The 16,742-nt window shown below is 71.8% G+C and carries 18 protein-coding genes; 7 read left to right on the top strand and 11 right to left on the bottom strand.

What is annotated here, in order from left to right; translation table 11 throughout:
* Positions 1–186: 186 nt before the first annotated feature.
* Both NRK68_RS21765 and NRK68_RS21770 read left to right on the top strand, forming a co-directional pair.
* A complete protein-coding gene (locus NRK68_RS21765; RefSeq protein WP_183069761.1) occupies positions 187–870 on the top strand; it encodes a DUF1707 SHOCT-like domain-containing protein in 684 nt (227 codons plus the stop codon).
* Positions 871–1,050: 180 nt separating this feature from the next.
* Positions 1,051–1,461 (top strand): WhiB family transcriptional regulator, encoded by a 411-nt coding sequence (locus tag NRK68_RS21770; protein WP_373023629.1) that lies wholly within the window; start codon positions 1,051–1,053, stop codon positions 1,459–1,461.
* A 261-nt stretch (positions 1,462–1,722) separates the two neighbouring features.
* On the opposite strand, the gene glpX is transcribed toward NRK68_RS21770, so the two are convergent.
* Positions 1,723–2,754, bottom strand: coding sequence for a class II fructose-bisphosphatase (gene glpX / locus NRK68_RS21775; protein ID WP_030658724.1), 1,032 nt, complete (start codon positions 2,752–2,754; stop codon positions 1,723–1,725).
* Between the two features lie 272 nt (positions 2,755–3,026).
* Here glpX and NRK68_RS21780 point away from each other — a divergent pair, with 272 nt between their 5' ends.
* Positions 3,027–3,545: a DUF4245 domain-containing protein gene (locus NRK68_RS21780; RefSeq protein ID WP_257857901.1), complete on the top strand. Its 519-nt coding sequence runs from the start codon at positions 3,027–3,029 to the stop codon at positions 3,543–3,545.
* Here NRK68_RS21780 and NRK68_RS21785 read toward each other — a convergent pair.
* The 4 genes from NRK68_RS21785 to xseA all read right to left on the bottom strand — a co-directional run bounded on the left by NRK68_RS21785 (position 3,542) and on the right by xseA (position 6,501).
* Entirely contained in the window at positions 3,542–4,030 is a 489-nt protein-coding gene (locus NRK68_RS21785; protein WP_257856482.1) for a hypothetical protein, read from the bottom strand. The two genes, NRK68_RS21780 and NRK68_RS21785, sit on opposite strands and share 4 nt — an antisense overlap.
* Positions 4,031–4,207: 177 nt before the next feature.
* Positions 4,208–4,801: a malonic semialdehyde reductase gene (locus NRK68_RS21790; protein ID WP_257856483.1), complete on the bottom strand. Its 594-nt coding sequence runs from the start codon at positions 4,799–4,801 to the stop codon at positions 4,208–4,210.
* Positions 4,802–4,959: 158 nt separating this feature from the next.
* Positions 4,960–5,178, bottom strand: a complete 219-nt coding sequence (locus NRK68_RS21795) for an exodeoxyribonuclease VII small subunit (protein WP_183069758.1) — start codon at positions 5,176–5,178, stop codon at positions 4,960–4,962.
* Between the two features lie 54 nt (positions 5,179–5,232).
* Positions 5,233–6,501 carry an exodeoxyribonuclease VII large subunit gene (gene xseA / locus NRK68_RS21800; protein WP_257856484.1) on the bottom strand — a complete coding sequence of 423 codons (1,269 nt, stop codon included), beginning with the start codon at positions 6,499–6,501 and terminating at the stop codon, positions 5,233–5,235.
* Between the two features lie 873 nt (positions 6,502–7,374).
* Here xseA and NRK68_RS21805 point away from each other — a divergent pair.
* Positions 7,375–8,589: an IS110 family RNA-guided transposase gene (locus tag NRK68_RS21805; RefSeq protein WP_257854401.1), complete on the top strand. Its 1,215-nt coding sequence runs from the start codon at positions 7,375–7,377 to the stop codon at positions 8,587–8,589.
* A 75-nt stretch (positions 8,590–8,664) separates the two neighbouring features.
* Here the strand turns inward: NRK68_RS21805 and NRK68_RS21810 are convergent, their stop codons facing one another.
* Entirely contained in the window at positions 8,665–10,044 is a 1,380-nt protein-coding gene (locus NRK68_RS21810; RefSeq protein ID WP_257856485.1) for an APC family permease, read from the bottom strand.
* Positions 10,045–10,194: 150 nt separating this feature from the next.
* Here NRK68_RS21810 and NRK68_RS21815 point away from each other — a divergent pair, with 150 nt between their 5' ends.
* Both NRK68_RS21815 and ppgK read left to right on the top strand, forming a co-directional pair.
* Positions 10,195–11,199 (top strand): 4-hydroxy-3-methylbut-2-enyl diphosphate reductase, encoded by a 1,005-nt coding sequence (locus NRK68_RS21815; RefSeq protein WP_373023630.1) that lies wholly within the window; start codon positions 10,195–10,197, stop codon positions 11,197–11,199.
* Positions 11,200–11,220: 21 nt separating this feature from the next.
* Positions 11,221–11,961, top strand: coding sequence for a polyphosphate--glucose phosphotransferase (ppgK, locus tag NRK68_RS21820; protein ID WP_183069754.1), 741 nt, complete (start codon positions 11,221–11,223; stop codon positions 11,959–11,961).
* A 117-nt stretch (positions 11,962–12,078) separates the two neighbouring features.
* Here the strand turns inward: ppgK and NRK68_RS21825 are convergent, their stop codons facing one another.
* The gene (locus tag NRK68_RS21825; protein WP_257856486.1) at positions 12,079–12,468 is read right to left on the bottom strand and encodes a DUF6542 domain-containing protein; all 390 of its coding nucleotides are present in this window, start codon (positions 12,466–12,468) and stop codon (positions 12,079–12,081) included.
* Between the two features lie 267 nt (positions 12,469–12,735).
* Between NRK68_RS21825 and ychF the strand changes: the two genes are divergently transcribed.
* Entirely contained in the window at positions 12,736–13,824 is a 1,089-nt protein-coding gene (ychF, locus tag NRK68_RS21830; protein ID WP_183069752.1) for a redox-regulated ATPase YchF, read from the top strand.
* A 109-nt stretch (positions 13,825–13,933) separates the two neighbouring features.
* Here ychF and NRK68_RS21835 read toward each other — a convergent pair whose 3' ends face one another.
* The 4 genes from NRK68_RS21835 to NRK68_RS21850 form a co-directional block, all read right to left on the bottom strand.
* Positions 13,934–14,098 (bottom strand): hypothetical protein, encoded by a 165-nt coding sequence (locus tag NRK68_RS21835; RefSeq protein ID WP_257856487.1) that lies wholly within the window; start codon positions 14,096–14,098, stop codon positions 13,934–13,936.
* Positions 14,099–14,642: 544 nt separating this feature from the next.
* Complete coding sequence (locus NRK68_RS21840) at positions 14,643–14,846, bottom strand: hypothetical protein (RefSeq protein ID WP_257856488.1); 204 nt, start codon at positions 14,844–14,846, stop codon at positions 14,643–14,645.
* 20 nt (positions 14,847–14,866) lie between these two features.
* The gene (locus tag NRK68_RS21845; protein WP_257856489.1) at positions 14,867–15,943 is read right to left on the bottom strand and encodes a hypothetical protein; all 1,077 of its coding nucleotides are present in this window, start codon (positions 15,941–15,943) and stop codon (positions 14,867–14,869) included.
* Between the two features lie 249 nt (positions 15,944–16,192).
* Complete coding sequence (locus tag NRK68_RS21850) at positions 16,193–16,738, bottom strand: HAD domain-containing protein (RefSeq protein WP_257856490.1); 546 nt, start codon at positions 16,736–16,738, stop codon at positions 16,193–16,195.
* Between the last annotated feature and the right edge of the window lie 4 nt (positions 16,739–16,742).

Here is a 16,742-nt window from a genome sequence, read left to right on the forward strand (position 1 = left end):
CCTCCCGCCCGGCGTGTGTTTGTGAGGTAAGGCTCACTCGGGGCCTGCGGGGGAGCGGTCGGAGACCGCTCGGGGTCGGGTCGGGGTCCGGTCGGGGTCGGTCCGGGTCCGCTCGGGGTCGGGTCCGGGTCCGGTCGGGGTCGCTCGGTAGTATCGCGATCTATCGTGTCTCGCTATGCTGGCGTCGTGGACCTGGAAAAGCACCCCGCCGCCCCCGCGCCCGCTCCGGCCCCCGCCCCTGTCGGGCTGCGCGCCTCCGACGCCGACCGGGACCGGATCGCCCAGATCCTCGGCGATGCCCTCGCCGAGGGCAGGCTGACCGCCGAGGAGCACTCCGAGCGCCTCGACACGCTGTACGCCGTCAAGACGGTCGGCGAGCTGGAAGTACTCGTACGGGATCTGCCCGCGCCCGGTGGTGCCCATGCCGCGTCACCGTCGGTGTCCGCACCCTCGTACGCCGGAGCCGTGGCCGGTCCGGCCGCCGAGAGCATCGTCGCCGTGTGCAGCAGCTCCAGCCGCAAGGGCCGCTGGCGGCCGGGCGCGCACACCCGCGCGGTCTCGGTCATGGGCGACATCACCATCGACCTCACCCAGGCGGTCTTCGAGCAGCAGGTCACCGAGATCAACGTGACCTCCGTCCTCGGAAACGTGGAGATCCTGGTCCCGGAGAACGTCACCCTGCGCGGCTACGGCAGCGGGGTCCTCGGCAACTTCGACGTGCGCGGGGAGAGCCGCGGGGAGACCGACCCGCAGGCGCCGGTGGTGATCGTCCGGGGCTTCTCCCTCCTCGGCAACATCGAGGCGCGGCCCAAGATGGGTGCCCGCCTGGTCGACCTGGCGCGCAAGCTGCGCAAAAACCTCGACGGCTGATGCGAGGGCCGGCCCGGCGGCCGGTCCGGGCGGTGGTGGCCGTATCCGGATCCGGATGCGGAGGGTCTCGTTTCGGACGAACCCCGGGCGCCCCGTGGCACACAGTGCATAGGGGGGCGTACAGCGGGTAGGGACAGGTGCGTCGTCTCTCGCTCACGTATACGTCGTCAGGAGTAGACCGTGCCGCATCCGCCGCATCAGTCCCTGCAGGTAGCCGCCGTGAAGAGCTTTCAGGGTCCTGGGGCGCGCCCGTCGGCCGTGCCGGAGCCGCGGGTGCCGGCCAGGGCGGCGGAGGACGGCCCATGGCACGCGGAGGCGGTGTGCCGCCGGGACGAGGCGGGGCTGTTCTTCGCGCCGTCCAAGGAGCCGACGGCCGCCCGGCTCTCCCGCGAGGAGGCCGCCAAGCGCGTCTGTGCCCGCTGCCCGGTGATGGTCGCCTGCCGTGAGCACGCGCTGCTCCAGCCCGAGCCGTACGGGGTCTGGGGCGGGCTCACCGCGGCCGAGCGCCGGGTGGTGCTGGCGCGGATGCGGCGCAGGTCCGCCGAGCTGCGGCAGGCCCCCGGGGCGGGGTCGATAGCCGCGGCGGGCTGAGCCCGCCCCCGCCCCCGCCCCCGCCACCGCCGTCGGCGCTGGTGCCGGGCGGGCCGGCCGGGGCGTCGGCGCCGTTGCCGCCGCCGGCCGTGGTCCGCGTCCCGGGCGCGTGCGGATGTCGTACGTGCTGATGTACGTGCGGATGTACGTACGTACCGCGCGGGCGCCCCGTGCGTCCCCCACACCTCGTACGCGGACACGCGAGAGGGGCGGCCACCCCCGCACAGGGTGACCGCCCCTCTCGTGTGGTGCCCCCGCCTCCTACTGGGCGCGGTCGAAGTCGATCGCGCTGTAGGCGCGCAGCTTCGACAGGCGGTGCGTGGAGTCGATCTTCCGGATGGTGCCGGACTTGGAGCGCATGACCAGCGAGGACGTCGTCGCGGTCTGGGAGCGGTAGTGGACGCCGCGCAGCAGCTCGCCGTCGGTGATGCCGGTGGCGACGAAGAAGACGTTGTCGCCCGAGACCAGGTCGGTGGTGGTGAGCACGCGGTCCAGGTCGTGGCCGGCGTCGATGGCCTTCTGGCGCTCGGCGTCGTCCTTGGGCCACAGCTTGCCCTGGATCACGCCGCCCAGGCACTTGATGGCGCAGGCCGAGATGATGCCCTCGGGGGTGCCGCCGATGCCCAGGAGCAGGTCCACGCCGGTGCCCTCGCGGGCGGCCATGATGGAGCCGGCGACGTCGCCGTCGGAGATGAACTTGATGCGCGCGCCGGTCTCGCGGATCTCCCGGACGATGCCCTCGTGGCGGGGGCGGTCCAGGATGACGACCGTGACGTCCTCGGCGTGCATGCCCTTGGCCTTGGCGACCCGGCGGATGTTGACCGAGACCGGGGCGTTGATGTCGACGAAGTCGGCGGCCTCCGGGCCGGTGACCAGCTTGTCCATGTAGAACACGGCGGACGGGTCGAACATCGTGCCGCGGTCGGCGGCCGCCAGGACGGCGATGGCGTTCGGCATGCCCTTGGCGTTCAGGGTGGTGCCGTCGATCGGGTCGACGGCGATGTCGACCTCGGCACCGGTGCCGTCGCCGACCTGCTCCCCGTTGAAGAGCATCGGGGCTTCGTCCTTCTCGCCCTCGCCGATGACGACGACGCCGTTCATCGAGACGGTGGAGATCAGGGTCCTCATCGCGTTGACCGCGGCGCCGTCCGCGCCGATCTTGTCGCCTCGGCCGACCCACCGGCCGGCGGCCATGGCGGCCGCCTCGGTGACCCGTACGAGTTCGAGCGCGAGGTTGCGGTCGGGGGCCTCCGGGGAGACTTCGAGCTGGGGCGGCAGGTTGTGCTCGGTCATCGGAGCGCACCTTTCTGTACGGCGACGGCCGGGAAGTGAGGGTGCTGGAACTCTATCGGTACGTCGACATATTGAGCAGGGCGGGTCACGTATGAGCGGAATATCGGTCATTCGATTGTCCTGAGCGGACGCCTTGCGTGGCGTGCCCCGACCGGGCGGGGAGCCCGGCGGGGCGTGGGGCGGGCGACTCAAGGGTGCGCCGCCCGGCGCGCCCGCGCGACCCCGGCGGTGATCGCCCCCCGGTGATACGGGACGATGGTGCCGTGGCAGGTATGAAAGGCAAGCAGACGATCTGGGACATGGTCCGGTCGCTGGCGGTGATCGGTGTCGTCGTCGCCGGGATCTACCTCTTCGTCCCGCATGACGACAAGGCCGATCCCACCCGTACGGTCGACTACCGGGTGGAGACCATCACGGCCCGGCGCGCGGCCCCGTACCCGGTGGCCGCCCCCGTGGGCCTCCCGGAGCAGTGGCGGGCGACCTCGGTGACGTACGAGCGCAAGAAGGACGACGCCTGGCACCTGGGCTTCCTCGACCCGGAGCAGCAGTACGCGGCGGTGGAGCAGTCCACCGACACCTCCGTCAAGTACCTGGAGCGGGTCACCCGGAGCGCCACGGCCTCCGGCCGGACGCAGCAGGTCGGCGAGACGTCCTGGGAGCGCTGGGAGGGCGAGAAGTACGACGCCCTCGTGCGGAAGGAGCAGGGCTACGTCACGGTGGTGACCGGCACGGCCTCCTTCGAGCAGCTCGGCAGGCTCGCGGCGGCACTGGAGTTCAAGCAGGGCCGCTAGGGGGTGTCCTCGGCGGCCCGGCCCTCGCCGGCCATGAACCGCCAGACCAGGGCGTGTCCCAGCACGATCAGGCCGATCAGCATCAGCGCCTCGGCCTGGATGGGCCGCAGCCCCAGGGGCTCGGCGAGCTCCGGGAAGGCGCCGACCACCGCGATCAGGGCGTAGAGGAGCCCGGCCGCGGCCTGCTGCCAGATCAGGAAGCGGTCGCCGCGCGCCCGGGCCAGCAGCCGCAGCGTGCAGACGCAGCCGACCGCCGAGAGGACGATGAAGGCCGCCCGCCAGACCTTCGGCTGCTGGGTGCCGCCGATCTGGGCGAAGAGGCCCATCAGGGCGGGCAGCAGGAACGACAGGTAGATCCCGCCCACGACGCGCCGCAGGGCCGGTTCGCGCATCCAGTCGTGGTGGCTCTGGACGACGTTCCACCACAGGCCGACCAGGGTGAAGCAGGTGGCGGAGAACAGGGCGTAGAAGGTGCTGACGTCCATGGACCACGAGGGTGGCAGCAATCCCGCCGGCCGGGGCCGTCCCACGCCCGTCGCCGCCCAGGATCCGCCGGTACGGCCCACGGGCACCCGGCGGGCCGCCTACGCCAGAAGGGCCGCGGCCCCGGTGATCCGGGGGCCACGGCCCTTCTGGCGTACCTGGCGTACCTGCGGCGGCGCTCAGACGGTGGTGATGACCTCGTCGAAGGCCAGGCGCGGGGAGCGGTCGAACCAGGCACCCTCGGCGGCCGGCTTGCCGATGTTGATGACCATGATCGGCGTGTGGTCGGCGTCCAGGAACTCCTTCTGGATGCCGCCGAAGTCGGCGCCGGTCATCGGGCCCGCGGCCAGACCGGCGGCGCGGATGCCGATGATGAAGTACGCGGCCTGCAGCGCGGAGTTCAGCAGCGCGGACTGCTCGCGGACCGGGCGCTCGGAGAAGAACGCGTCCTTGGCCTGCGGGAAGTGCGGCAGCAGCTGCGGGAGCTCCTCGTGGAACTCGTTGTCCGCCGAGAGGATCGCGACCAGCGGGGCGGTCGCGGTCTTGGCGTCGTTGCCCGGGGCCATGTGCTTCACGAGGCGCTCACGGGCCTCGGGGGAGCGGACCAGGGTGATGCGCAGGGGGGTCTGGTTGAAGGCGGTCGGGCCGAACTTCACCAGGTCGTAGATCGCCTGGACCTGCTCCTCGGTCACCGGCTCGTCGGAGAACGAGTTGGCGGTGCGGGCCTCGCGGAACAGCAGGTCCTGCGCGGCGGAGTCAAGTACGAGAGACATCAGGAAAGCCTTCTTCCGAACAGAGGTGAAGCGATGTCCATGACTCTACGACCGAGGTAGATGAATTTTCAACTAAACCGGCGCGGTCGTGACCGGGATCACCCGGGATCACCTGGGATCACCCGGGAACGCGCCGGAACGCCCGGGAACGCCCGGGATCACTCCCCCTCGGCGGCCTCGCGCGCCGCCAGCGCCGAGTCCAGCCGGGCCCGGGCCCCCTCCAGCCAGTGCCGGCACACCTTCGCCAGCTCCTCGCCGCGCTCCCAGAGCGCGAGGGACTCCTCCAGTGAGGTCCCCCCGGCCTCCAGCTTGCGGACCACCTCGATGAGCTCGTCGCGGGCCTGCTCGTACCCCAGCGCCGTATCCGCCTCTGCCATTGCCTCGTCCATCCTGTGTGTGTTGTGCGACCACGTGATTGCGGCCGTATGGCGCTACTGCGAAGTCCCGGCCGCGTCCGCCGCCTCTGCGGGGTACGGCACCTCCGGCGCGTCGGTCGGAGAGACCTCGACGGAGAACGTGCCCTCCGCCACCCGCGCGCGCAGCACCTCACCCGCCGCCACCTCCCGCGGCGAGCGCACCACGTGGCCGTCGGCCCGCTGCAGTACGGCGTACCCGCGCTCCAGCGTCGCCGCCGGTGACAGCGCCACCACCCGGGCCAGCGTGTGGGCGAGTTCCGAGTCGGCCCGGTCCAGCAGGTGCCCCAGCGTGCGCCTGCTGCGCGCCAGCAGCGCCTCCACCTCGTCCTCCCGCAGCTCCACCATGCGCTGCGGATGGACGAAGACCGGCCGGGCCAGGGCGTGCGCGAGCCCCCGCTCCTCCCGGTCGAGCAAGGAGCTCACCGCGCGCAGTCCCCGGCCCTGCAGCTGGCGTACCCGCTCCAGCTCCTCACCGACGTCCGGGACCACCTTCTTCGCCGCGTCCGTGGGCGTGGACGCCCGCAGGTCCGCGACGAGGTCCAGCAGCGGCGAGTCCGGCTCGTGGCCGATCGCCGACACCACCGGGGTGCGGGCCGCGGCGACGGCCCGTACGACCTCCTCGTCGGAGAAGGGCAGCAGGTCCTCGACGCTGCCGCCGCCGCGCGCCACGATGATCACGTCGACCTCGTCCATGGCGTCGAGCTCCTTGACCGCCCGGACCACCTGCGGCACGGCGTGCACGCCCTGCACGGCGACGTTGCGCACCTCGAAGCGGACCGCCGGCCAGCGGCGCCGGGCGTTCTCCAGGACGTCGCGCTCGGCCGCCGACGCCCGCCCGACCACCACCCCGACCAGCTGCGGCAGGAAGGGCAGCGGCTTCTTGCGCTCCAGGGCGAAGAGCCCCTCGGCCGCCAGGGACCGCTTGAGCCGCTCCAGCCGGGCCAGCAGCTCGCCGATGCCGACCGGCCGTATCTCCGTCGCCCTCAGGGACAGCTGCCCGCGCGGGGCGTACCACTCGGGCTTGGCCAGCAGGACGACCCGCGCGCCCTCGGAGACGACGTCCGCGACCTCGTCGTAGACCTGGCGGAAGCAGGTCACGCTCACCGAGATGTCGTGCGACGGGTCGCGCAGCGTCAGGAAGACCACCCCCGCCCCCGGCCGCCGCGAGAGCTGCGTGATCTGACCCTCCACCCACACCTGGCCGAGCCGCTCGATCCAGCCCCCGATGAGCCGGGACACCTGGCCCACCGGCAACGGCGCCTCGGCCGACGTATTCAGACCCATGTGCGCAGGCTATCCGGCCCCACCGACACCCCGTCAGGCTCCCACGCAGTGTCGCACCCCAACCCGCACCCCTCCCGCCCCCCAAGCCCCGGGCTCCCGCATGCCCAGGCGCCTCCCGGACCCCGGCCTGCCCCGGTGCCCCGGCCTGCCCCTGCGGCCTGGCCTGCCCTCGCCGCCCTGGCGTGCCCCCAGGGCCCTGGCGTGCCCCCGGGGCCCTGGCGTGCCCCCGGGGCCCTGGCGTGCCCCCGGGGCCCTGGCGTGCCCCCGGGGCCCTGGCGTGCCCCCGGGGCCCTGGCGTGCCCCCCGGCCCTGGCGTGCCTCCGCGGCCCTGGCCTGCCCTCGTGGCCCTGGCCTCGGGCGCCCCTGCACCTCGCGCTCCCGCTTGCCTTGGCGCCTCCGCGGCGCCGGCGTGCCCCCGGGGCCCTGGCCTGCCCTCGTGGCCCTGGCCTCGGGCGCCCCTGCACCTCGCGCTCCCGCTTGCCTTGGCGCCTCCGCGGCCCCGGCGTGCCCCCCCGCGGCTCCGGCCTGCCCTCGCGGCCCTGGCCTGCCCCCGCTGCACTCCGCGCTCCCGCCGGCCTTGGCGTGCCCCCGGGGCCCGCCCTGGCGTGCCCCCCGTTATGTTTTTCGCGGTCCTGCAATGGGGCCGCTGGCCTCCGGGCCCGGTATGACTGTGTCCCCTCTGTCGAACGGATGACCTGGGGGGTGGTGTCGCCGGGTCCGCAGGTGCCGTCGGAGACGCTGATGAGAGACCCGGCCACCGCCCGGTCCGGTGCAATGCCGGACAGTTCGCGGGCGGCAGGTCTGCATAACGTGGATGCGCGAGCACGGTGCCACCGCCGAGGCCGGCACGGTCAAGACCTGTGGAAGGGTGCGATGTTAGACACCGAAGGTATAGGCGTCTTCCTCGGGATGGACGTCGGCAAGACCGCTCACCACGGCCACGGGCTGACTCCGGCCGGGAAGAAGGTCTTCGACAAGCCGATGCCCAACAGCGAGCCGAAGCTGCGGGCCGTGTTCGACAAGCTCAAGGCCAAGTTCGGCACCGTCCTGGTGATCGTGGACCAACCCGCCTCGATCGGCGCCCTGCCCCTGACCGTCGCCCGCGACGCGGGCTGCGAGGTCGCCTACCTGCCCGGACTCGCGATGCGGCGGATCGCCGACCTCTACCCGGGAGAGGCGAAAACCGACGCGAAGGACGCAGCGGTGATCGCGGACGCGGCCCGGATGATGCCCCACACACTGCGTTCGCTGGAGCTGACCGACGAGATCACTGCCGAGCTCACGGTGCTGACCGGCTTCGACCAGGACCTCGCGGCCGAGGCGACCCGCACCAGCAACCGGATACGCGGCCTGCTGACCCAGTTCCACCCGTCGCTGGAGCGTGTGCTGGGGCCCCGGCTGGACCACCCGGCCGTCACCTGGCTCCTCGAGCGCTACGGATCCCCGGCTGCACTGCGCAAGGCCGGCCGACGCAGGCTCGTCGAGCTGATCCGACCCAAGGCCCCGCGCATGGCGGCCCGGCTGATCGACGACGTCTTCGACGCCCTCGACGAGCAGACCGTCATCGTTCCCGGCACAGGCACCCTCGACATCGTGATCCCGTCACTGGCCGCCTCGCTCGCCGCGGTCCACGACCAGCGCCGGGCACTGGAAGCCCAGATCAGCACCCTTTTGCAGGCCCACCCTCTTCGCCCGGTCCTGACCTCGATGCCGGGAGTCGGGGTCAGGACCGCGGCCGTCCTGCTGGTCACCGTCGGCGACGGCACCGGCTTTCCCACCGCCGGCCACCTCGCCTCCTACGCCGGCCTCGCCCCCACCACGAAATCGTCGGGGACCTCGATCCACGGCGAACACGCGCCACGAGGCGGAAACCGGCAGCTCAAACGCGCGATGTTCCTCTCCGCCTTCGCCTGCATGAACGCCGACCCGGCCTCCCGCATCTACTACGACCGGCAACGAGCCCGCGGCAAAACCCACACTCAGGCACTCCTGCGACTCGCCCGCCAACGCATCAGCGTCCTGTTCGCCATGCTCCGAGACGGCACCTTCTACGAATCCCGAACCCCCACCATCACCCTCGCCGCATGACCACCCCAAACATCCCCATACCCGGCACCACGTCCTTGACGAAGGACATAGAGACACCCCCCCCGCGGCCCCGGCCTACCCCTCGGACCCGGCCGGGTCGCCGGTCCGTCGGCCCTGCTGGGCGCAGAGCACCGCCAAACCCGCCGCCAGCCATGCCGCGCCCACCGCCTGCGCCGCGCGGGACGCCTCGACGATCACCGCCACCGTCACCACCGCCCCGAGCACCGGTACCACCAGGTGCTTCCACCAGTTCGGCCGGCCCTCCCGCCGCCGGACCACGAACCAGCCCACCACCGAGGCGTGCAGCAGGGTGAAGGCCACCAGCGCCCCGACGTCCACGACGGAGACCAGGTGGTCGAGCCCGTCGTCGCGCCGCGCCGCCCACACGGCGGCGACCAGCGTGACCGTCGCCGCCAGCAGCAGGGCCGCCCGCGGGGTGCCGTCCGAGGTCCGCGCCAGCGCCCGCGGCAGCCGCCGCTCCCGGGCCATCGCGAACAGCAGCCGGCCGGCCGCCGCCTGCCCCGCCAGCGCGGCGAACGCCGCCCCGACCGCCTTGCTCACCGCCACCAGGTCGTGCAGCCAGAAGCCGACCGAGGCCTCCGCCGCCGTGTAGAAGGCAGGGCCCTGCCCCACCGGATCCGCCGCCAGCTCCGCCGAGGACACCGGCATCAGCAGCGCCGCCAGGTAGCTCTGCGCGACGAACAGCGTCCCGGCCAGCGCCAGACAGCACAGCAGCGCCCGTGCCACCCGCTCCGATCCGCCCGTCACCTCCTCGGCGAAGGAGGCGACGGCGTCGAAGCCGAGGTAGGACAGGACCGCCACCGACACCGCGCCCAGCACCGCGGTCGTACTGAAGCCGAGCGCGCCGTCTCCGGTCAGCGGTGACAGCCAGCCGCGCCGGGGGCCGTCCTGGACCAGGACCACCATCGCCGCCACCACGAACACCAGCAGGACCAGCACCTCCATGACCAGCACGGCGAACCCCACCCGCGCTGCCACCCGTACGCCCCACAGGTTCAGCCCGGTGGTCACCACCACGGCCAGGGCCGTCCACACCCACCGGGAGACCTCCGGGACCAGCGCGTTCATCGCGATCCCCGAGAAGAGGTAGGCGACCGCCGGGATCAGCAGGTAGTCCAGCATCGCCATCCACCCCGCGATCAGCCCCGGCCCCTCGCCCAAACCCTTGCGGGCGTAGGTGAAGACCGAGCCGGCCTGCGGGGCGACCCGCACCATCTGCGCGTAGGAGAACGCCGTGAAGGCCATCGCGACCGTCGCGACGAGGTAGACGAGCGCGACGGCACCGTGCGACGCGGCGTCGAGCGCGCCGAAGACCCCGACCGGCGCCATCGGGGCGATGAACAGCAGCCCGTAGACGACCAGGTCCCGGAAGCCGAGACTCCGCCGCAGCGCCGCGGGCACCGGGGCCCGGCCGGAATCCGTCGCGGACACCATCAGTCCTCCGGGTGACGGGTGGGACGTTCTCGGGAACTTCTCGGGGACTGCTCGGCGACTTCGCGGGGACTTCTCGGGACGTTCTTACGGGACCTCCCGGCCAGTCTGTGCCGTACGGGCGACGTTCGGCCTGCTGGAGACCCCCGTACGATGGAGCACATGACTGCTCCCGCCCCTGCTCCCGCTTCCCGCCGTGTCCTGCTCGCCGCGCCCCGCGGCTACTGCGCGGGCGTGGACCGAGCCGTGATCGCCGTCGAGAAAGCCCTTGAGCAGTACGGGGCGCCGGTGTACGTCCGGCACGAGATCGTGCACAACAAGTACGTCGTCCAGACCCTGGAGCGGAAGGGCGCCATCTTCGTCGAGCGGACGGAGGAGGTGCCCGAGGGCAACATCGTGATGTTCTCCGCCCACGGCGTCGCCCCGGTCGTCCACGAGGAGGCGGCCCGCGGCAAGCTCGCGACGATCGACGCCACGTGCCCGCTGGTCACCAAGGTGCACAAGGAAGCCATCCGGTACGCCAACGAGGACTTCGACATCCTCCTCATCGGCCACGAGGGCCACGAGGAGGTCATCGGCACCTCCGGCGAGGCCCCGGACCACATCACCATCGTCGATGGCCCGCACGACGTGGAGAAGGTCACCGTCCGCGACGAGTCGAAGGTCGTCTGGCTCTCGCAGACCACGCTGTCGGTCGACGAGACCATGGAGACCGTCGACGCGCTGAAGACCAAGTTCCCGCTGCTCGTCTCGCCGCCGAGCGACGACATCTGCTACGCCACCTCGAACCGGCAGGCCGCCGTCAAGGTGATGGGCGCCGACTCCGACCTGGTCATCGTCGTCGGCTCGAAGAACTCCTCGAACTCGATCCGGCTGGTCGAGGTCGCCAAGGACGCCGGCGCCAAGGCCGCGTACCTCGTCGACTTCGCCAGCGAGATCGACGAGGCCTGGCTGGAGGGCGTCACCACCGTCGGCCTCACCTCGGGCGCCTCGGTGCCGGAGGTCCTGGTCGAGGAGGTCCTGGAGTGGCTGGCCGCGCGCGGCTACGCCGACGTGGAGATCGTCAAGACGGCCGAGGAGCACATCACCTTCTCCCTGCCCAAGGAACTCCGCCGCGACCTGCGCGCCGAGGCCGCGGAACTGGTCGCCGACAAGTAACTCCTTTCGTACGGTATGTCCATGCAGATCTTCGGCGTGGACATCGGCGGATCCGGGATCAAGGGCGCTCCCGTGGACCTGGAGCGCGGCGACCTGGCACAGGAGCGCCACAAAGTACTGACACCGCAGCCGGCCACCCCCGACGGGGTGGCCGGCCGTGTCGTCGAGGTGGTGCGCCACTTCGGCTGGGACGGCCCGGTCGGGGTGACCTTCCCCGGCGTGGTCACGGGCGGGGTCACCCGCACGGCGGCCAACATGGACAAGGCCTGGATCGGCGTCGACACGGCGACGCTGCTCTCGCGCGAGCTCGGCGGGCAGCAGCCGGTCACCGTCCTGAACGACGCGGACGCGGCGGGCGTCGCGGAGATGACGTACGGGGCCGGGCGCGGGCGCGGCGGGACGGTCATCCTGCTCACCCTGGGTACGGGCATCGGGAGCGCGCTCTTCACGAACGGACGGCTGGTCCCGAACACGGAGCTGGGCCACCTGGAGCTGAAGGGGCACGACGCGGAGACGCGGGCCTCGGTGAAGGCCAAGGAGGACGGGAACCTCACCTGGGAACGCTGGGCGCACCGGCTGCGCAGGTACATGCAGCATGTGGAGATGCTGTTCTCCCCGGACCTCTTCATCATCGGCGGCGGCGTCAGCCGCAAGCCGGAGAAGTTCCTGCCGCTGATCGAGGGCGTGCGGGCCGAGATCGTCCCGGCGGCGCTGCAGAACAACGCGGGCATCGTCGGAGCGGCGATGGCGGCGAAGAGGTAGGCGGGCGAAGCGGCAGGCGGGCGACGAGGCCGGAAGGCGGAGCGGCCGGAAGGCGGAGGAAGCGGCAGGCAGGCGAAAGGCCAGGAAGGTGCCCCGCGTACTCGGGCGACGGCCTCCTCAGGCGACGCGACGGGGGAGCCGGCGCCGGCCGATGAGCACCGCTTTGCGCACCACCGCGATGAGGGCGGCCACGAGCGTCCCCGCGTACAGCCAGCCGGCGTGCAGGGACAGCGCGGAGACCAGCCCCATCAGCTGCCCGCCGAAGCCGCCGGAGCCGCCCGAGATGGGCCACACTCCGGCGGCGAAGGCGATGGGGACGCCGATCGGTGCGGTGATCAGGTCGGCGGGCCGTACCCAGAGCGCGGTGGCGGCCGCCACGGGCGGGAAGAGCAGCCCGTAGACGAACAGCGAGGAGCCGAACAGCAGCCAGCAGATCCCGGCGACGAGCGCCATGGAGGTGCACGCGAAGAGCCCGCCGCCCAGGCCGGTCAGCCGGGGGCGGGGCATGCGCACACGGCGTACGGGCGCGGGCCGGGGGGCGCCACCGCCCTGGGCGGGCACGCCCGTGGGCCGCGGGCCCCGGCGCTGGGCCGGGGGTCGCTGCGGGTGAGGGGCCGGTCGCGTCCTGTATTGCTCCACCCCACCAAATTAGGCGGGAGGGCGCCTGGATCCGGGCCCGGACACGCGTACATCGACCGCCACTCATCGGAAAGTAAACTGTTCGGTGGCCCACTCCCGGGCCGCCGCCCCCTCCAGCTACGGGAAGTCGCCAACGTGTCGCTCACGATCGGAATCGTCGGCCTGCCGAATGTCGGCAAGTCGACCCTGTTCAACGCCCTGACCAAGAACGACGTGCTGGCGGCCAACTACCCGTTCGCCACCATCGAGCCGAACGTCGGCGTCGTCGGCGTCCCGGACCCGCGCCTCGCCGTCCTCGCGGGCATCTTCGGCTCGGCGAAGGTCCTCCCGGCGACGGTCGACTTCGTCGACATCGCGGGCATCGTGCGCGGCGCCTCGGAGGGTGAGGGCCTGGGCAACAAGTTCCTCGCGAACATCCGCGAGTCGGACGCCATCTGCCAGGTCATCCGCGCCTTCAAGGACGAGAACGTCGTCCACGTCGACGGCAAGGTCTCGCCCAAGGACGACATCGAGACGATCAACACCGAGCTGATCCTCGCCGACCTCCAGTCCATCGAGAAGGCCGAGCCGCGCCTGACGAAGGAGTCCCGCCTCCAGAAGGACAAGGTCGCGGTCCTCGCGGCCGTCGTCGAGGCCAAGAAGATCCTCGAAGCCGGCGACACCCTCTTCTCGAAGGGCATCACGAAGGGCACGGAGCAGGGCGACCTCCTGCACGAGCTCCACCTGCTCACCACGAAGCCCTTCCTCTACGTCTTCAACGTCGACGAGGACGAGCTGACGGACGACGCCTTCAAGGCGGAGCAGTCGGCCCTGGTCGCCCCGGCCGAGGCGATCTTCCTCAACGCCAAGCTGGAGCAGGACCTCTCCGAGCTGGACGACGAGGAGGCCCTGGAGCTCCTCCAGTCGGTCGGCCAGGACGAGCCCGGCCTCGCCACCCTCGGCCGCGTCGGCTTCGCCACGCTGGGCCTGCAGACCTACCTGACGGCCGGCCCGAAGGAAACCCGCGCCTGGACCATCAAGCAGGGCGCGACCGCCCCCGAGGCGGCCGGCGTGATCCACACCGACTTCCAGCGCGGCTTCATCAAGGCCGAAGTCATCTCCTTCGCGGACCTGGTCGAGTGCGGCTCGGTCGCCGAGGCCCGCGCCAAGGGCAAGGCCCGCATGGAGGGCAAGGACTACGTCATGCAGGACGGCGACGTGGTCGAGTTCCGCTTCAACGTCTAATACGTCCGGTGAAAGGCCGTCTGACCTGCGACGGAGCGGGTTGGGCGGCCTTTGCGGTCCGCACAGAGTCCGCAGCGTGCTGACCTCGGTCAGCTCGCGGGGGTAGCGGCTACGCCGCTTCGTCGACCTGCGGCTGGGCATCTGCGGACCGGTCCGCGTACGCCTTGTCGACTGCCGCTCGGGTCCGCTCCTCGGAGTCGGGCCACAAGTGGGTGTAGATGTTCAGCGTCATGGCCGCGTTGGTGTGGCCGAGGCGCTCGGAGACCGTCTTCACGGACTCGCCGTGCTTGATCAGCAGGCTGGCGTAGTGGTGCCGAAGGGGCGTGGGGTCCGGTGCCCTTCGGTATGCCGGCCTTCGCGCAGGCGGGCCGCCAGGCCCCGTCCATGAAGTGCGTGTAGACCACGGGTCCGCCCTGCGGCGCCGTGAAGATCCAGCTCTCGGGCCCATCGGCGGGGAAGTCCCGCAGGTGGGCCTTCATCGCATCCACCGCCACGCGGGGGAGCGGAACCGTGCGGTGCGAGCGGGCGGTCTTGGGCGGGCAGACGTACACGCCGTGCTCGGTGGTCTGCCGGATCTGCTGCTCGACCGAGACGGTCGCCTGCAGCAGGTCGACGTGCCGGAGCTGGAGGCCGAAGAGCCCGCCGGGGCGGAGCCCGACGTCCCCTCCTCGCGTTGTGGCGGGGGCGTCCGGTCGGTTCTTCGGCCGACTGCTTGCCAGCCACAATGCTGCTCGCGCTGAGTCCCCATCCGCTCCAGTGGACATGTGTGTGCTCCGGTCACCCTCGCACTCGGGTGGGGCCGGCCGGCGAACCACGGTTCAGGAGCAGTTCCACTCTTCGCTGGGCAGGGAGTGCCATAGGTCGAGCCAGCCGTGGAGCAGGAAGAGGGGGCGGGTCAGGACGACGTCGCCGGCCCGCTGGGAGCGGATCGCCAGGCCGAGGTCGGCGAAGACCGGATCGCCGGCGACGCTGTACGCCAGGCTGCCGGGCCCTGTTGTGCGGTGGACGAGCCAGTCCTCCACGTGGGAAGGTACGCAGCCGGTCAGCGGGCTGCGTCCAATCTCACCTGGGGGCCCGTGAGGGCGTCTGCGGCGACGCACCCCAGGCGGCCGTCGTGGAAGAGGGCCCTGATCCCGCTCTCAGCGAAGTCGGCATAGTTGAGCTTCTGGGCTTCGCCGTGGTGGGAATAGGATGATACGGCCGGTTCTTCGCCGAGGACGTGGGTGATCTCTTTCACGGTCATCCCGAAGTGCAGGGGGCCGACTCCTACGTACGGCGTGAACGTCCACTCGGCGCGCTCCTCCTTCCGGGCGATCCGCCACGGGCCGCGGTATCCAGCCTCGTTCCACAGGGCGGCCACGGGCGGCTCGGGTGCCGGCTCGTGCGGGGCGGCCGGTATGGGCGCGGCCCGGTCCTCACGTCGGCGGCCGAGCTGTTCCGGAGCTGCGGTGTCCTCGGGTTGCTCTTCCAGCCAGCGGATCGCCTGCTCCTGCTCCTGGCCGCCGAACGGGTCCTCCGCCAGCTCGCCTGCCCGGTCCAGGGCCGCGCGGCGCTCCTTCTCCGCAGTGACGAGACCGGTGACATCCTCCCCCCAGGCAGCCAGCCGTTCCCGGGCGATCCATCGGTAGTACGAGTCCGCGCTCACGGCCAGGACCTCGCGAACGGCGGGCGCGTACCGGGGTACGGACGAGGCGAGGGCGGGGTCGGCCCGGAGCAGGGCGGTGGCCGCGAGCGCGGCCTCCCTCACGAGTGGATCGTCGTCGTCGCAGAAGTCCGCGATGCGGTCGTGGAGCATTGGCCGTGCCGCACGGGCGGCGGCCAGATCTCGCGCCGGGCCGACGCCGTCCTCGACGTCCAGGCGGGCGATGTCGGCGAACGAAGCCAGCCAGTTCAGCAGTTCGGCGCGAAGCGACCGCACACCGGCCCTGCGCTCCCACCGGTCTTCGGCGAGGGTGCGCGGATCGTCGAGAAGACAGGCGAGGACCAAGGCCGCCGGAGCGGTCGCTGGAAAGACCTGTTCCTGATTGAGGAGCAGCCGATACAGATCGCCCACCGCCCGTACTCGGTGGGCCGGGTCGGCGGCGAGCACAGCACCGAGGACGTCCGGTGTGTCAGGCACACCGTGCAGGCCCGGACAGACGTGCGGCAGCTTCTCCCAGGCGGTGCCTGCGAGCTCTGCCTGTGCTCTGTGTGGCAGGCAGCCGCCGGGAGCATCAGGAAGGTCTGGGGTCATCTCGTTGATCACGACCGCAGTGTTCCAGCCGACTCCGACATCAGGGGCGCCGATGCCTGCCATAGGCCGCAGACAGCTCACGCTCGAGCAGCACTCTGATGTCCTCGCTGCTCGTGGCAGCGAGGACATCAGTCGTCAGGCGGCGCGGGCTGCAGGTAACTGCGAGACCCACGTCGTGAGCTCGGTCAGATGCCCGGGTTGCAGCCCGTGGTGTGAGTCGGGCTGAACGAGGAGAGTCGGCGTTCCCTTGGCGGTCCGCTCCGCCGCCCAGGCGTGATCGAGGTCGGTGAAGTCGTCGTCAACCCAGGCGACCGCCGACCCGCCGAGCCACGGTTCGACGTGGTCGCGCTTCCAGAGGTAGCCGTTGGGGTGGCTGGTGGTGATCTCGGGGCGGGGGAGATCGAGGTACGGGAACTCCGGCAGCCCGAGGAGCGGCCCGACGATGGTGGTGGCGTCCTTGCGCCAGCTCGTGCACCACACGGGGGCGACGAGAGTGCGGGCAAGGAAGCCAGCGAGCAACGGGCCGTGGGCGGGGTTGAGCCAGATCGGTACCGGGTTGTCGGGGTCGCGTCCTGCGGGCAGGACGGTGTGGCGGACGTGGGTGGGTGGGGTGCTGCCGTCGGACGCCGGGAACGGTATGAGGACGCCGTCGATGTCGAGCAGGAGGTAGGGCAAGGGCATCGTT

Source organism: Streptomyces yangpuensis, assembly GCF_024666385.1.
GTDB lineage: Bacteria > Actinomycetota > Actinomycetes > Streptomycetales > Streptomycetaceae > Streptomyces > Streptomyces yangpuensis.

Coding starts and splice junctions, on each gene's coding strand:
- NRK68_RS21825 (WP_257856486.1), bottom strand. CDS start 12,468: ATGCCCCGCCCCCGGCTGACCGGCCTGGGCGGCGGGCTCTTCGCGTGC.
- NRK68_RS21790 (WP_257856483.1), bottom strand. CDS start 4,801: ATGTCTCTCGTACTTGACTCCGCCGCGCAGGACCTGCTGTTCCGCGAG.
- NRK68_RS21850 (WP_257856490.1), bottom strand. CDS start 16,738: ATGCCCTTGCCCTACCTCCTGCTCGACATCGACGGCGTCCTCATACCG.
- ppgK (WP_183069754.1), top strand. CDS start 11,221: ATGCAGATCTTCGGCGTGGACATCGGCGGATCCGGGATCAAGGGCGCT.
- NRK68_RS21805 (WP_257854401.1), top strand. CDS start 7,375: ATGTTAGACACCGAAGGTATAGGCGTCTTCCTCGGGATGGACGTCGGC.
- NRK68_RS21780 (WP_257857901.1), top strand. CDS start 3,027: ATGAAAGGCAAGCAGACGATCTGGGACATGGTCCGGTCGCTGGCGGTG.
- glpX (WP_030658724.1), bottom strand. CDS start 2,754: ATGACCGAGCACAACCTGCCGCCCCAGCTCGAAGTCTCCCCGGAGGCC.
- NRK68_RS21815 (WP_373023630.1), top strand. CDS start 10,195: ATGGAGCACATGACTGCTCCCGCCCCTGCTCCCGCTTCCCGCCGTGTC.
- xseA (WP_257856484.1), bottom strand. CDS start 6,501: ATGGGTCTGAATACGTCGGCCGAGGCGCCGTTGCCGGTGGGCCAGGTG.
- NRK68_RS21795 (WP_183069758.1), bottom strand. CDS start 5,178: ATGGCAGAGGCGGATACGGCGCTGGGGTACGAGCAGGCCCGCGACGAG.
- NRK68_RS21810 (WP_257856485.1), bottom strand. CDS start 10,044: ATGGTGTCCGCGACGGATTCCGGCCGGGCCCCGGTGCCCGCGGCGCTG.
- NRK68_RS21785 (WP_257856482.1), bottom strand. CDS start 4,030: ATGGACGTCAGCACCTTCTACGCCCTGTTCTCCGCCACCTGCTTCACC.